12 protein-coding genes are annotated in these 15,223 nt (G+C 72.1%); 9 read left to right on the top strand and 3 right to left on the bottom strand.

The genetic code is table 11. The features are described from left to right. Nucleotides 1-55: 55 nt before the first annotated feature. The 3 genes from AB0L65_RS34895 (at nt 56) to AB0L65_RS34885 (ending at nt 5,603) form a co-directional block, all read left to right on the top strand. A complete protein-coding gene (locus AB0L65_RS34895; protein WP_364254144.1) occupies nt 56-1,696 on the top strand; it encodes an extracellular solute-binding protein in 1,641 nt (546 codons plus the stop codon). Between the two features lie 59 nt (nt 1,697-1,755). Beyond that, nucleotides 1,756-5,190: a DNRLRE domain-containing protein gene (locus tag AB0L65_RS34890; RefSeq protein WP_364254141.1), complete on the top strand. Its 3,435-nt coding sequence runs from the start codon at nt 1,756-1,758 to the stop codon at nt 5,188-5,190. Nucleotides 5,191-5,255: 65 nt separating this feature from the next. Beyond that, nucleotides 5,256-5,603, top strand: a complete 348-nt coding sequence (locus AB0L65_RS34885) for a DUF2809 domain-containing protein (RefSeq protein ID WP_364254138.1) — start codon at nt 5,256-5,258, stop codon at nt 5,601-5,603. A 6-nt stretch (nt 5,604-5,609) separates the two neighbouring features. Here AB0L65_RS34885 and AB0L65_RS34880 read toward each other — a convergent pair whose 3' ends face one another. Together AB0L65_RS34880 and AB0L65_RS34875 are read right to left on the bottom strand one after the other, a co-directional pair. Beyond that, a complete protein-coding gene (locus AB0L65_RS34880; RefSeq protein ID WP_364254135.1) occupies nt 5,610-6,392 on the bottom strand; it encodes an alpha/beta hydrolase in 783 nt (260 codons plus the stop codon). A 13-nt stretch (nt 6,393-6,405) separates the two neighbouring features. Continuing rightward, nucleotides 6,406-6,969 carry a permease gene (locus tag AB0L65_RS34875; RefSeq protein WP_364254132.1) on the bottom strand — a complete coding sequence of 188 codons (564 nt, stop codon included), beginning with the start codon at nt 6,967-6,969 and terminating at the stop codon, nt 6,406-6,408. Nucleotides 6,970-7,163: 194 nt separating this feature from the next. On the opposite strand from AB0L65_RS34875, the gene AB0L65_RS34870 reads away from it, so the two are divergent. The 4 genes from AB0L65_RS34870 to AB0L65_RS34855 all read left to right on the top strand — a co-directional run bounded on the left by AB0L65_RS34870 (nt 7,164) and on the right by AB0L65_RS34855 (nt 12,522). Then, entirely contained in the window at nt 7,164-9,869 is a 2,706-nt protein-coding gene (locus AB0L65_RS34870) for an AAA family ATPase (protein WP_364254129.1), read from the top strand. A 67-nt stretch (nt 9,870-9,936) separates the two neighbouring features. Next, the gene (locus tag AB0L65_RS34865) at nt 9,937-10,521 is read left to right on the top strand and encodes an RNA polymerase sigma factor (protein ID WP_364254126.1); all 585 of its coding nucleotides are present in this window, start codon (nt 9,937-9,939) and stop codon (nt 10,519-10,521) included. After that, nucleotides 10,521-11,567: a CU044_5270 family protein gene (locus tag AB0L65_RS34860; protein WP_364254123.1), complete on the top strand. Its 1,047-nt coding sequence runs from the start codon at nt 10,521-10,523 to the stop codon at nt 11,565-11,567. Before AB0L65_RS34865 ends, AB0L65_RS34860 begins: the two co-directional genes overlap by 1 nt. 76 nt (nt 11,568-11,643) lie before the next feature. After that, complete coding sequence (locus tag AB0L65_RS34855; protein ID WP_364254120.1) at nt 11,644-12,522, top strand: hypothetical protein; 879 nt, start codon at nt 11,644-11,646, stop codon at nt 12,520-12,522. Between the two features lie 211 nt (nt 12,523-12,733). Here the strand turns inward: AB0L65_RS34855 and AB0L65_RS34850 are convergent, their stop codons facing one another. After that, on the bottom strand, nt 12,734-13,075 hold the full coding sequence (locus AB0L65_RS34850; RefSeq protein ID WP_364254117.1) for a hypothetical protein: 342 nt from the start codon (nt 13,073-13,075) through the stop codon (nt 12,734-12,736). Nucleotides 13,076-13,085: 10 nt separating this feature from the next. Between AB0L65_RS34850 and AB0L65_RS34845 the strand changes: the two genes are divergently transcribed. Both AB0L65_RS34845 and AB0L65_RS34840 read left to right on the top strand, forming a co-directional pair. After that, nucleotides 13,086-13,532 carry a hypothetical protein gene (locus AB0L65_RS34845; protein ID WP_364254114.1) on the top strand — a complete coding sequence of 149 codons (447 nt, stop codon included), beginning with the start codon at nt 13,086-13,088 and terminating at the stop codon, nt 13,530-13,532. Between the two features lie 328 nt (nt 13,533-13,860). Then, nucleotides 13,861-15,051 (top strand): cytochrome P450, encoded by a 1,191-nt coding sequence (locus AB0L65_RS34840; protein ID WP_364254111.1) that lies wholly within the window; start codon nt 13,861-13,863, stop codon nt 15,049-15,051. Nucleotides 15,052-15,223: the final 172 nt, after the last annotated feature.

The following is a 15,223-nucleotide window of genomic DNA, read 5'->3' as shown; positions in this document are numbered from 1 at the left end:
ACCTTCCGCGCCCGGCGCGGACCGCACAACCCACCCGGAAGGGAAAGCGCTTGCCATGGACATCACCCGGAGATCGCTGCTCAGACTGACCGGCGGCCTCGCGCTCGCCTCCGCCGTACCCGGCCTCGCCGCCTGCGGCGACGGCTCGGCCACCTCGGTGGGCAACGCGGGCAAGGGTCTCGCCCCGCTCCCCACCTACACCCCGATCAACCTGGTGAAGCCAGACCTGCCTGGCACCGCCCAAGGCGTCCAGGACGCCTTCCTGACCTATCCACAGAAACTGGCCCAGACCGTCGACGGCAAGCCGGGCGACGGCTCGGTCGTCACCTGCATGGTCATCACCTACGGCACGGCGCCGTCCCCGGCCGCGAGCAACAAGCTGTGGACCGCGATCAACGAGGCACTCGGGGTGGACCTGCGCCTCACCCTCGTCCCGGCGGCCGACCTCAACGCCAAGTACGCCACCATGATGGCCGGCGGCGACCTGCCTGACATCATCGCCACCATCGACCTGGCGATGTCCAACGCCCTGCAGTTCACCCAGGCCAAGTGTGCCGATCTGACCGAGTTCATATCCGGTGACGCGATCAAGGACTACCCGAACCTGGCCAACCTGCCGACGATCTCATGGCAGAACGTCGGCCGAATCGGCGGCCGCCTGTACGGCGTCCCGGTGCCCCGGCCCCAGCTCGCCGGCGTGATGTTCGGCAACAGGGAGAAGCTCGAGACCGCCGGCGTCAAGATGGGGCTCGGCGTGTCCACGGCCCAGTTCGCCGAGGGCTTGGCCAAGCTCGCCACCGGCAAGCAGTTCCCGCTGGGCGGCAACAACTTCAGCGAGAACATCCACCTCGGCGCGGCCGGTGTCCCCAGCAACTGGGTGCTCGCCGACGGCGCGTTCACCAGCCGTTACGAGAACCCGGTCTACCCGGAGGTGCTGCAGCGGCTGCGCGACTGGTACGCCAAGGGCTACTTCTACCCGGACCTGCTGAGCACCCAGGCGACCCAGGCGAACACGTTCTTCATGAACGGCACGACGCTGACCCTGGGCGGCGGCATCGGCGGCTACCCGGGAATGGTCTCCGGGGTCGGCGACGCCTTCACGGTCGACTTCGTCCGCCCGTACGGCGACGACCCGACTCCATGGCTGGGCAACGGGGTGTTCTCCAACAGCGGCCGCGGCGGCTTCACCGCCCTGAAGAAGGCGTCGCCGGAGCGCATCAAGATGCTGCTTCGAGTGCTGAACTTCCTGGCCGCGCCGTTCGGCAGCAAGGAGTACGAGCTGATCAACTACGGCGTCGCCGGGGTGCACTTCACCACCGGTGCCGACGGCGACCCGTTGCCCACCGCGCTGGCCACCACCGGCGGCGAGAACAAGACGAACCTGCCCCTGCAGTACATCGCGGCCGCTCCGTACGTGCTCTACCTGCCCGGCAACGCCGACGCCACCCGCCGCAGCTACCAGGCCCAGCAGGAGATCGTCCCCATCGGCGTCGGCGACCCGTCCTACGGCCTGGTCTCGCCGACCCAGGCCGCGCAGGGCACGAAGCTCAACCAGCAGATCACCGACGTGACCAACGCGATCATCACGGGCAAGCGCCCGGTGTCGGACTGGAGCGGGGCCGTCTCGCAGTGGAAGTCCCAGGGTGGCGACGCGATCGCCAAGGAACTCGCCGAGCAGCACGCGGCCAACCACTGACCCACCGCAGACGCATGGGGGCAACTCCATCGAAGAGAGAAGGCTGTGCCATGCCGTCCTTGAGCACAACCGCCGCCCGGCTCCGCGCGGGCGCCGCCGCCCTCGTCCTGACCCTCGCCACGTTGACGACCCTGGCGGCGGTGGACACGCCCGCGCACGCCGATCCCGTCCAGCCTCCGGCCAGCGTCGTCGAGCTGCTGACGCCGCAGCACCCCCGCCTCCTGGCGACCGCGCAGACGTTCAGCGCCGCCGCCCGGCGCATCGGCACCGACCCCCGGCTCAAGGCCTGGTATGCGCAGGTCAAGGCCGGCGCGGACGGCGTCCTCGCCACCTCGCCGCCGACCGCCCTGTCGACCTCCGTCATCGACGAGGCGAAACGCCGCGTCTACGCCCTCGCGCTCGTCTACCGGATCACCGGCGAGACCCGGTACGCCGAACGCGCGGCGCGCGAACTCGTCGCCCTCTCCTCCGCCCCGGCCTGGGACAAGGAACAGTTCCTGGAGGTCGGAGAGCTGTCCAACAGCGTCGCGATCGGCTACGACTGGCTCTACGACTACCTGTCGGCGAGTGACAAGGCCACGATCCGCTCCGCCATCGTGACCAAGGCCCTGCGACCGGCCCTCGTCCGCTACGGGTACGCCACCAGCTTCTACACCCAGAACCACAACTGGAACCTCGTCTGCAACGCGGTCGCGCTCGGGGCGCTGGCCATCGGCGACGACCCGGGCCTGACCGCCGACGAGCGCGGCGTCGTCGACCAGGTGCTCAGGGCGAGCATCACGTCGATCCAGAACGGGATCAGCGGCTACGGCCCGGACGGCGGCAGCGGCGAGAGTCCGCAGTACTGGCAGTACGCCACCGAGTACCTCGTCCTCTACCTCGCCGCCATGAAGACCGCGACCGGCACCGACTTCGGCCTGTCCGACCTGCCCGGCCTCGCCGGCACCGGCGACTACGGCATCCACGTGACCGGCGCGACCGGCCTGACCTTCAACTACGGCGACGGCGGAACCGACCTGCTCGGCGCGGTCACCCCGACCTGGCAGGCGCCGTTCATGATGTGGCTCGCCACCCGCTACGGCAAGCCGTACTACATGGCCTGGCAGGCGCGGCTCGCCGACCGCTCGGCCAGCCCGATGGACATCCTCTGGTACGACCCGGCCGACGCCGGCGGCGCCGGCCATCCGGCGGCGACCGACGCCTTCTTCGACGGCGTCGAGATCGCCACCGCCCGCGGCGCCTGGGACGACCCCTACGCGGTCTCCGTCGCCACCAAGGGCATGCGCGCCGGGTACGACCAGATCGCCGCCCACGAGAACCTCGACGCCGGAGACTTCGTCCTCGACGCCGCGGGCGTGCGCTGGTTCGACGACCTCGGCCTCGACAGCTACAGCCTCCCGGGGTACTTCGACTGGACCAAGGACACCGGCGGCCGATGGGACTACTACGTGACCCGTCCCGAGGGCCAGAACACGATGCGGCTCGGCACCGGGCCCACCCCCTCCACCGCGCTGACCGTCGGCGCTCCGATCACCACCGTCAGCTCGACGCCCCAGAAGTGGTACGAGATCACCGACCTCACCGGCCTCTACGGCGGCCGGGTGCAACGCGCCGAGCGCGGCCTGCAGCTGTTCGACGACCGGCGGCAGGTGCTGCTCCAGGACGAGGTGAAGACGAGCGAACCGATCGGCTACTGGTCGTTCCTGCACACCCGCGCCGACGTCGTGGTGGCCGCCGACGGACGGTCGGCCACCCTCCACCGCGGCGGACAGCGGCTCTGGGTCCAACTGCTCACCACCGACGGGCGGCTGCTCATCGGGGACTCCCGGCCCTTGCCGGACAGCCCCGACCCCACCGGCCAGAGCCGCCAGCCCGGCTCACGAACCCTCGCGATCCAGCTGACCGCGGCCGGGACCACCACGGTGGCGATGCGGATGGTTCCTCTCGCCGCCGGGCAGAAGCCGCCCACCGACACCCCGGCGGTAACCCCGCTGGCCTCCTGGACGCCGAGCGCGACCGGCCCGGCGGCCCTGACCGACATCATGATCGGCGCCGACCACCTGGCCGGATTCGATCCGCGGCGCTACCGCTACGACATCACCCTGCCTGCGAACACCACCGCCCCGCCCAAGGTCGTCCCCCTGACGCCGAGCGGCACCTACGCGACCGTCACCCGGGCGACCGCGATCCCGGGCACGGCCACCGTGACGACCTTCCGGCTCGACGCCAACCGCCAGAAGGTCTACGGCCCTGCCTACCAGGTGCACTTCCGGCAGGCGGGAAAGACCGCCACCGCACTGCCCGTCGCGTCGGTGACCGCAAGCGCGAACGAGGGCGGCCCCGCGGCCGACGCCGTCGACGGCAACATGGGCAGCCGCTGGGCCGCGGCGGGCGACGGGCGGACACTCACGCTCGACCTCGGCGCCAAGCGCACCGTCGGCGCCGTCGCCGTCGCCTTCTTCAACGGGCACGCGCGAACGTCCACCTTCGACGTCCTCACCTCCACCGACGGCACCACCTGGAACGCGGCGCTCACGGGAGCCGTCTCCGCCGGCACGTCCGACGACGCCGAAGTCTTCTCCTTCACGGCGCGGCCGGCCCGCCACGTCCGGCTGGTCGGCCACGGAAACTCCGTCAGCAGCTACAACAGCGTCACGGAGATCCGGGTCTACGCCGGAAAGTCCGACGCCCAGGCGGACGCGGCACCCCGGCCGGTCGTTCTCGGTACCGTGACCCCGTCCCCGGCCGGCCCGCCGGCCCTGTCAATCGGCGACACCCTGCGGCTGAGCCTGACCGGCAAGCAGACCGACGGCCGCCCGGCCGATCTGTCCACGGCGACCATCACCTGGACCAGCAGCCACCCGGCCGTGGCCACGGTGGACGGCTCCGGCCTGGTCACCGCCGCCGGTGGTGGCAGCGCGAAAGTCGGCGCGCTGGTCATTCACCCACCCATGATGAAGGTCGTGCGTGTGCCGGTGTCGGTGGTCGACCCGTCGCACATCGAACCCGTGGCCGACGGGTTCGTCCGCGACGGCGCCTACGCCGCCACCGCCTTCGGCACGGGCTCCGTCCTCGAAGTACGCAACAATCCCAGCCTGGGCAGCGGATTCGACCGGGTCGCGTACCTGACGTTCCCGCTGACCGCGGCGCACGGCACGGTCGTCTCGGCCACCCTGCACGTCTACGGCTCGACCAGCGACGCCGCGGGCGCGACCGACGCCGTCCACGCGGTCACCGACGCGACCTGGAGCGAAGCCACGCTGACCTGGAACACCCGGCCGCCGCTGGGCGCCGGTCTCGGCACGTTCACGCTCGACACCGCCGCGTCCTGGCACACCGTCGACGTGACCGCGTTCGTCCAGGCCCGGCTCGCCGCCGGGCAGGACGTCAGCCTCGCGATCACGTCCACCGCCACGGCGTACGGGCCGTTCACCTCCTTCTCCAGCAAGGAAGCGACCGACAACCACCCCTACCTGGAACTGACGCTGTCCTGACCCGCGCGACGGCGCCGTCGCCGAGGACGGCCGCACCGATGTCGCAGTATCGATAACGTGATCCGGTGCCCCGCCCAGTCGCTCTCTGCGCAGCCGTCCTGACCGTCGCGGCCGGATTGGGGGTGCGCGCGTTCTTGGACGGCCCGGTGTCGAAGTACGCGGGCGACGCCCTCTACACCGTGTTGATCTACACGCTCGTGGTGCTGGTCCTCCCCCGGGTGCGCCCCTGGGTGGCGGCGGTGCCGGCGGTGGGGGCGAGCTGGGCGATCGAGTTCGCCCAGCTCGGGGAGATCCCGGCCGTGCTGCGGCCGCTGCTGGGCAGCACGTTCAACCCGCCCGACCTCTTCTGGTACGCGGTGGGCGCGGCGGCGGCCTGGGCCGCGCACACGCTCTGGCTGCGGAGGGCGGGATGAGCGCCGTCAGAACGCGTTCTTCAGGAAGGGCAGCAGCGCCTCGGCCGTACGCTCGGGATACTCCGACATCGGATAGTGGCCCGCACCGTCGATCACGACGGCCTGCCCGCGCAGCAGCGACGCCTGGGTCCGCGCCTCGGCCGCCGGGTCGGGGAAGTCGGGGTCCTTGGCGCCCATGAGGACCAGGGCCGGGCAGCGGACCTGGGCGATGGCCCGCTCGGCGTCCGGTTCGCGGTCGAGGAGCATGGCGCGCATCGCCTCGCGCCGTTTCGGGTCGCGCAGCATGGCCACCAGTTCGGCGCGGTGTCCGGCCAGGTCGGCGGGCCTGGCCGTACGGTGTGCCATGGCGTAGTAGAGGCTCCACAGCCGCGGGGAGGCGGCGATCAGCCGGACCAGCGCGCGGACGGCCGCGTTGAGAGGGACGGCTCTGATGAAGCCGTCGATCGCGACGATGCCGGCCACCCGCTCGGGCGCCTCCGCGGCGGCGTGGATGACGCCGCCCGCAGCGTAGGAGTTGCCGAGCAGGACGGCGCCGGGCGCGTCCAGCTCCTCCAGCAGGGCCACGATGTCGCCGCCCACCGCGGACTGGGAGTAGTCGTCCCAGCCCGCCGAGGACTCCCCGTGGCCGCGCAGGTCCGCCGTCACCACCCGGTACCCCGCCTCCACCAGCGGCGGGCGCAGGAACCGGTAGGCCTCGCGGGTGTCCCCCAGACCGGGTACGCACACGACGAGCGGCCCTTCGCCGGCGCTGTCGTAGGCCAGGCGACCGCCCGGAACGTCAACGAACATGTCAGCCACCTCCCTAACTGACGATGTCCACGATCAGCCCCAGCGCGAGCAGCAGGGCCATGGCGCCGCCGGAGACCATCGCGCGCCAGGTGACCGTGGCGCGCTCCCGTACCGAGCGGAAGTACAGGACCGCGCCGACCACCACGAGAACCCCCTCGACGACGGCCGTGAGCCAAGGGATCTGCCACAGCCCGAAGCCGAGCAGCGGCAGGTCACCGGCGTTACCGGGCAGCAACGGCAGGTCGGCCCGGTGGACGAGCAGGTCGAGCAGCCAGTGGCTGAACGTCACCGCGCCCAGCACCCACCCGGCCGTGCGGCCCCACCGCCAGGCGGCGAGGCCGCCGTACAGCGCCGACAGCAGCAACGCGCCGAGCAGTGAGTGCGAGTACTGCGCGTCGATCAGCGCCTCGCCGTAGGTGCCCGGGGCGACGGCCTGGAAGGACTCGATCCCGCCCGCCAGGAACAGGATCACGAAGATGACCTCGAGGAAGTGCGTGGCGAGCATGAGCGACCACAGCGGGACGCGGGGCTGGGCGGCCTTGACGGCGGCGGCCAGACCGAAGTGTCCGACGAACATTCAGCGTCCCTCCTGGGAGACCGGCTCGGGGGTTCGGGTGGCCCAGCGGTCGAGCCACCCGCACAGCACGACGAACAACAGCAAGAAAAGTAAGAAATCCATGTCTCTCCTTACGTGGCGTGTACGACGTTAGGGAGACAGGGCGTCTGCCCGGTATCGGACGATTGTCTGGTAGCGGGGGGCGCTACATTCTGATGGTGCTGTGGGGACGGGAGAAGGAGCAGGCGCAGATCGACACGTTGATCGCGCAGGCCAGAGGCGGCCGGAGCGGGAGCCTGATCCTGCGGGGCGAGCCCGGGATCGGCAAGTCCGCGCTCCTCGACCACGCCGCCCGGTCGGCGGAGGGCATGCGTCCACTGCGCGGCACCGGCATCGAGACCGAGGCCGAGCTGCCCTTCGCGGCGCTCCACCTGCTGCTCCGCCCGGCGCTCGACCGGATCGGCAGGCTTCCGGCGCCGCAGGCCAGGGCGCTGGAAGGCGCGTTCGGCCTCGCCACCGCACCGGAGGACCGCTTCCTCATCGGCCTGGCCGCCCTGTCGCTCCTCACCGAACTGGCCGAGGACGGCCCGCTGCTCTGCCTGGTCGACGACGCGCAGTGGATGGACCGGTCGTCGGCCGAGGCGCTGCTGTTCGCGGCCCGGCGGCTGCACTCGGAGGGGATCGCCCTGCTGTTCGCGGCCAGGGACGCCTTCCACGCGCCCGGGGTGCCCGAGTTGCGGCTCGAAGGCCTCGACCGGCAGGCCGCCGGCGATCTGCTGCGCGAGCACACACCCGGTCTGGGCCCCAACGTACGGGAGAGGATCCTCGCCGAGAGCGGCGGAAACCCGCTCGCCCTGATCGAGTTGCCCCGCATGCCCGATTCGCCGCACCACGCGCCGGAGCCGCTGCCGCTGCCGCGCCGGATCCAGGAGGCGTACGAGGCGCGGATCGCCGTCCTGCCGCCGGACAGCCAGACGATGCTGATGGTCGCCGCCCTTGACGACGCCGGGGATCTCGACGTGGTCGTGCGCGCGGCCGGGAGGCTGGGGGTCGACGCCGCCGCCCTGGGCCCGGCCGAGCGCGCCGGTTTCCTGTCCACCACCGGCGGGCGGCTGTCCTTCGGTCACCCGCTGATGCGTACGGCGGCGGCGCGCCGGGCGGCCTACGACGAGCGCCTGGCCGTGCACCGCGCCCTCGCCGGCGTGCTCGACGACGAGCAGGACGCCGACCGTCGCGCCTGGCACCTGGCCGCCGCCGTGACCGGCCGCGACGAGCCGATCGCCGCCGCGCTCGAACAGGCGGCCGGCCGCGCCCGCGAACGCGCGGGCCACGCCGCGGCCGCCGCGGCCCTGGAGCGGGCGGCCCGGCTCACCCCCGGCCTTGCCGAGCGTGCCCGGCGGCTGGCTCTTTCGGCCGAGGCCGCCGCAGACGCCGGCGCTCTGGAGCACGCGCAGGTCCTGGCCGATCAGGCCCGGCGGCTGGGCGACGACCCGCTGACCCTCGCCCGGCTGGCGGGGCTGCGCGGCCGGATCGCGTTCGACCGGGGCGCGGTGCAGGAGGCCCACCGGATCCTCGTCGACGGCGCCGCCGCCATCGCCGGCCTGGACCGCAAGGGAGCGGCGCTCCTCCTGCTCGACGCGGTGCGCAACGCCTGGTATCTGAGCGATCCGGCGGCCGTCGCCGAGTCCTCGGCGGGGCTGGCCGGCCTGCCGCTGACGCCGGAGGACGGGCTCGACGGGTTCGTCCGGGCGGCCCACGCGATGGCCGACTTCCTGGCCGGCGACCTGGACCGGGCGCTGCCGCCGTTCCGCGAGCTCATCGACCTGGCCGCGGCGATCCCCTCCGGCATGACGGCCCTGCGGATCAGCATCTGCTCGCTGGCCGGGATCTCGGGCGACTTCGACAACGGGCTCGCCATCGCCCATGCGGCGATCGAGGAATGCCGGGCCGACGGCATGATCGGGCTGCTGCCGCTCGCTCAGGCGGTGCTGGCGATCCACCAGATGTACCTCGGGCGCTTCCGCGACGCCGTCACGACCGCGACCGAGGGGCGCCGGCTCGCCACCGACATCGGCCAGACGCACCGCATCGCGCACTTCGAGAGCGTCATGGCCATGGTGGCCGCCGTCCAGGGCCGGGAGCAGGACTGCCGGGAGCTCGCCGAGCGCACGATCGCGCACGTCAGCGCCCATCCGGTGGCGACGATCGTGGGCTGGGCCGAGTGGGCGCTCGGCCTGCTGGACCTCGGTCAGGGCCGCTTCGAGGCCGCGCTGGAACGCTTCGACGCCGCCGCCCGCGGGCCGCTCCGGCACCAGATCATGCCCGTCTACTTCGCTCCCGACCAGATCGAGGCCGCCGTACGGCTGGGCCTGCCCGCCCGCGCCGCGCAACCGCTGGCCCGCTTCGAGTCCTGGGCCGCCGCCGCCCGCCATCCGTGGGCGGAGGCCGTCCTGCACCGCTGCCGTGCCCTCCTCGCCACCGACGACGCGGCGGCGGAGCGGCATTGGGAGCAGGCCGTACGATCGCACGCCGACGCGAACCGGCCGTACGAACGGGCCCGTACCGACCTGCTCTACGGCGAGTGGCTGCGCCGCGCCCGCCGCAAGAACGAGTCCAGGACCCGCCTGCGCTCGGCGCTGGAGACCTTCGAACGCATCGGCGCCACACCGTGGGCCGAGCGGGCGCGCGCCGAGCTGCGCGCGGCGGGCGAGACCGTCGCCCAGGGCGCCCCCGACCTGGCCGCCTCGCTCTCACCCCAGGAACTCCAGGTGGTACGCCTGGCCGCCACGGGTGCCACCAACCGGGAGATCGCCGCCCAGCTGTTCCTCAGCCCCAAGACCGTCAGCCACCACCTGTACCGCGCCTTCCCCAAGCTCGGCGTCACCACCCGCACCGAACTCGCCCGCCTCGACCTGGGCTGAAAATGGCCGTGAAGAAAAACGGCTGAGCGGCGAACTCCGGGGTGACAGTTCCCTCCGAAAGGACGCCATGGCTGCACCACCTGACGCCAGTGACGTGATGGAAGACGTCACCGTGGTCGAGCGGTCGATGGACAACCCTGACCTTTTCGCCCTCCTGTACGACCGGTATTTCCACGAGCTCTACCGATATCTGGCCGCCCGGCTCGGCAGCGAACACGTCGAGGACATGGTCGCGGACGCCTTCCTGATCGCGTTCAACGGCAGAGGCGCTTTCGACTCCGACCGGGGCACCGTGCGGTCGTGGTTGTACGGCATCGCGACGAATGTCGTGGCCCGGCACCGCCGCAGAGAAGGCCGCCGGCTGAACGCCCTCAGCAAGGTCCCGGCCGAGGACTCCGCCGACGGGCACGAGGACCGGGTGACCTCGCAGCTCGCGGCGGAGGCCAGCAGGCCGGAGCTGGTACGCGGGCTGAAGGGGCTCGCGAAGGGCGATCGCGACGCGGTGTTCCTGCTCGTGTTCGGCGGGCTCGGCTACGAGGAGATCGCCACGGCGCTGGACATACCGGTCGGGACCGTCGGGTCCCGGATCAACAGGGCGAGGAAGAAGCTGCGTACCGCCCTGGGCGACGTCAACCCGATGAAGGAGTGGTGATGGACGAGCTCAAGCTGATCGAGACCGTGTTCGCGGAGCCGGACCCCACGCCGGAGGCGGCCGCGGCGGGGCGGGACCGCTTCCTCCGGCAGGCACAGGCGTCCCAGACCGGCCGTTTGCGCCGCAGGTGGGCCACCGCGCTGCCGGCCCGGCGCGTGATCATGGTCGGCGCGATGGCGGTGACGCTCACCGCCGGCCTCCTCGTCACCGAGGTGGGCCTGGGCGGCTCCGCCCCGCACACCCCGGGAAACCTGCTCGCCGCGCCTCCGGCCGACGCCAAGGCGCTGCTCACCCTGGCCGCGCGGGCCGCCACCGACCAGGGTGACACGGTGCCGTCCCGAGGCCAGTACGTCCACACCAAGACGCTCGCCCAGCAAAGCCTGTACACCAAGGACAAGGCGGGCGCGACGCAGTACACCAAGGTGATGGTCAACGAGGAGCGCTGGGAGGCCGCCGACGCGGGCAAGCCCTGGCTGAGCCGCAAGCAGGCCCTGTCGGCCACGGGACCGGCGCCCCGGAAGTTCTGGGACCGCGGCGTCGAGGACATCCTCTCCGAGTCGTCGGGCTGCCCCGGCAAGCCGGCCTACGCCCGGCTGGGCGCCTGGCCGACGGACCCCGCCCAGGTGCGCGCGAAGATCGTGGCCGACACGGGCGAGGAGCCGCCGCGCATCTGGTCCTCCCTCCAGAGCCTGATCCGCGAGTCCGTGGTACGGCCCAGCCTGGGCGCCGCGCTCTACCAGGTGGCCGCCGGGCTGGACGGCATCGTGCTCATCCGCGACGCCGTGGACGTCTCCGGCCGCCCCGGGCTGGCCGTCGCCATGGACGAGGGCGACGGCCGCCGGTCCGAGCTGATCTTCGACCGGCAGACCTATCGCTACCTGGGCGAGCGCACGGTGATCACCGAGGCCAAGAAGGTGAAGCTGCCCGAGGGCGAGTACTTCGAGAAGAAGGGCTCGGTGAACGGCGTCGCCGTGCTCGCCGTCGATCTCGTCCCGGGGCTGCCCGAGGTGTCGCCGAAGGCGTCCCGCATGAAGATCCCCTGCTGAGACTTTCCCCCTGATCCGGCCTTTTCGGCCGGGAGTTCAGTTTCGCATGCCCACATTTCAACGAAGGAGTACATCCATGTTCATCGCCAAGGCCGTCGCGGCCACCCTGCTCGCCGGCTCGTTCGGTGCTCTCGCCGCAGCGCCTGGGGACGACGCCGCGTACGACAAGCAGCGGCAGATGGAGGACAAGCGCGTCGCCTGCATGACGGAGCAGGGCTTGACCTACGTGGCCGCACTGGCGCCCCAGCGCCAGTGGCAGCCCGGGGAGCGGGAACGGCTCGCGGGCGACCTCAAGGCGCTGCGGACGTACCGGGCCAAGTACGGCTTCGGCGTCTGGTCCCCGAACGTCTATCCGAAGGACGAGGTGGTCAACCCCACCTCGCCGGACAACCCGAACAACAAGACGCTGATGTCGCTCTCGGCCGCCGACCTGAAGAAGTGGCGCGCCGCCGACGACGCCTGCTTCTCCCAGGCGGTCAAGGACGTGCTGGGCAAGACCGTCACCTCCCAGGAGGACTACTACGACCGGCTCGAAGCGGCGGTGAACAAGTCGCTGAGCGTCCTCGACCAGGACAAGGAGCTCGTGCGGCTGGGCAAGCAGTTCGCCTCGTGCCTGGGCGTCGGCGAGACCAGGCCGACCGCGCTGGACGGCCTGAGCCACACGAAGATCGTGCGGCAGGCCTCGGAGGTCGCCAGGAAGGCCTGGAAGGGCGAACTCCCCAAGGCTCCGAAGGGCAAGACCGTCATCTTCCGTCCGAACCTGAAGCCGGCGGAGGCCAAGCCGTACCTGGACAAGGAGATCAAGGCGGCGCTGAAGGACCTGGAGTGCGGCAAGGCCTTCTACCCCGCCTACTCGCCCAGGGCCGTGGAGATCACGTCGCGGGTCTACCAGGAGTTCGGCAGGGAGGGCGCGGCCCAGGCGATCGCGTCCCGGATCTACCGCAAGATCATCTGACCGGACGGTGACGGCGGGCCGCTCGTAGCACCCCGAGCGGCCCGCCCTCACGCTGCAGAAAGGCGTGCGTATGATCAAGGTTCTGCTCTCGCTGGCGCTCTTAGGCGCTCCCCCGGTCCCCGGAGCGCCTCCCCCGGCTCCCGGCGGAGCTCCTCCCCCGGCCGCGGGAACGGTGACGCTGCTGACCGGGGACAGGGTCGTGGTGAGCGCCTCAGGCCATCGCGTCGAGCCCGCACAGGGCAGGCGTGTGCGCTTCACGATCCGCGAACGTGCCGGCCACCTGATCGTCATCCCCTCCGACGCCGCCCCGCTCATCGCGCGCGGCGTCCTCGACGAGCGGCTCTTCGACGTGACCGGGCTGCTCTCCTCCCGGTACGGCGACGCCGACCGTCCCGACATCCCAGTCATCAGTCAGTCGAGCCTGCCCGCGGGAGCCAGGCAGGCCCGCGGCTTCGCCGATCTCGGCCTGACCGCGGGCGGCATCCGTAAGGACGCCGCCGCCCAGACGTGGCGGCAACTCGGTCGCGGAGTGCACGTTCGAAGAGGGCTGCACGCTCGTCGCGATGCTGCCGCCCGAACCCGCGGCCTACACGCTGATGGCCACCGCCACGCGGCCCGGCCCGCTGTCCACCGCGGTGGAGTCGGTGTGGTCGTTCCGCTCGCAGCACACGGACAAGGGGCAGGGGCTGCCGCTGATGGCGGTCCGCTTCGCACCCGCCGGGCTCGACGCGGCCAACCGGGCGCGTCCGGGCTCGGTCACCAGGGTGCCGATCCGGGTCGAGCGCGATCCGGGCGCGCCGGAATCGGCCGTGCGCGAGCTCGCACTGGAGGCGTCCACCGACGACGGAGTGACGTGGCGGGCGGTGCCCGTCGTGCGTACCGGCGGCGGATGGACCGCGCTGGTGACCAACCCGCGCGCGGGCCACGTCTCGCTCCGCGCGACGGCCAGCGACCAGGCGGGGGCGAGCGTCGTCCAGACGATCACCCGCGCCTGGGCGGTCGGCTCGTAGCGGGGCGCCCGAAAGCCGAGCCCGCGACGCCGCGATCCCGGCGCGGCGTCGCGGGCTCCGGGCGGCGGCCCGCCTTTGAAATGCCATTTCACGCTCTCGGATATGTAGCGCGAGCTTCCTTTTGACATCGAAGTAGCCCCGTTCGCGCACGGCGTATACGGTCAGCAATGCCATTACGACGCAACGCATTCATTGCCGAGATTCCACCAATTCTGTAAATTCAGTGGCGATACTCCTCGGCGTTAACTTATTAACCGGCACTATTCCTGATTTGGTGTCGACCACGTACCGGCGGGCGTGCGCGTATACCCGAAATGGGCAGGTGGGAATGACGACGGTCGGAGGACCTGATCGGGCCGCTCCCGGCGCGACGCGGCCGTGGCCGGGTGGGGCGGCGCGGTGCTACCGGCGGGACCCGCTGGGGTTCGTCGAGCACGCGGCCCGCGAGCGGGGCCCGGTGTTCCGGCTGCCCGACGACGGTTCGCTGTGCGTGGCCGACCCGGCGGAGGCCCTGCGGGTGCTGCAGGACGAGGAGGGCCACTACGACGACGTGTCCGACTTCTTCCATGTCCGCGGCGGCCGGCTGGAGCCGCGGGAGACGCAGGTCGCGATCGGGCGGGCGGCCCGCGCGACGTTACGCGCCCATCTGGCCGCGCATCGCCAGCGGCTGCCCGCCGTGGTGGCCGAACTCGGGGAGGTCAGCGAGTGGCCCTCGGCCGGGCGCGCCGCCGCGTACCGGTTCCTGACCGAGGTTCTGCTGCGGCCGGACAGTCCGCCGCCCTTGCGGGAGCTGATGGGGCAGGTGGTGCGGAACGATGTCCTGATCCGCCCCAGCGGCCGGCTGGCGAGCGCGATGCGGCGGGCGCTGTGGGTGCGCGTGGTGCGGGCGCTCGCCGTCGAGGTGCTAGCGCGGCGGGCCGGTCCGCGGCGCGGCGTGCCCGGCGACCTGCTGGACGCCATACTCGAGGCCGCCCCGCCCGATACGCCTGCCGCCCAGCTCGCCCAGGTGTACCTGCTGCTGTTCCGGACCTCGGTGGCGCCCGTGGGCCACGTGGTCGCCTGGGCGTTGCTGGCGGCCGCGACCGACGGCGTCGACCTGGCGGCCGTGCCCGCGGACTCGGCCGTACGGGAGTCGCTGCGGCTGTGGCCGGTGGCCTGGCTGATGGGCCGCCCCGTGCTCCGCGCCCACCAGGTCGGCGGCGTACGGCTGGAACCGGGAGAAAGCGTGTCGGTCTGCGCCTATCTCCTGCACCGCGACGAACGGCACTGGCCGCAGGCCACTCGCTTCCGGCCCGGCAGATGGGACGGCCCCGGTCCGCGTGGGCCCTACCTGCCCTTCGGCGGGGGCCCGTTCACCTGCGCCGGCGCCGTCGTCGCCCGCAACCTGGCCTCCGACCTGCTCGCCGCCGTGACCGACGGCGCCCGCCTGGAGGTACGCGGCGGTCACGGGCAGCCCCACGTCGCGGGCATCATCACCCCTCCCCCGTTCCAATTGCGCCGGATCCCGCATCAGACCTGACCACCCTCGGTCGTCAGGAAAGGAGGTGAGCTCCGTGAGGAAGTTGCTGCGCCGGGTCACCGGCCGCCGGGTCAACCGGCAGGCATGGTTCATCTGGTAGTCCATCTCCATCGGCCGTGGGGGGGGGGCGCGGCCGCCCCCCCGGGCCGCGGCCCGGGCGGCGCCCCCCCCC

The organism is Nonomuraea sp. NPDC052116, from assembly GCF_040680035.1.
Lineage (GTDB): Bacteria > Actinomycetota > Actinomycetes > Streptosporangiales > Streptosporangiaceae > Nonomuraea > Nonomuraea angiospora_A.
The sequence above is the reverse complement of the archived record's forward strand: the minus strand, read 5'-3'. Positions and strand labels throughout refer to the sequence as shown.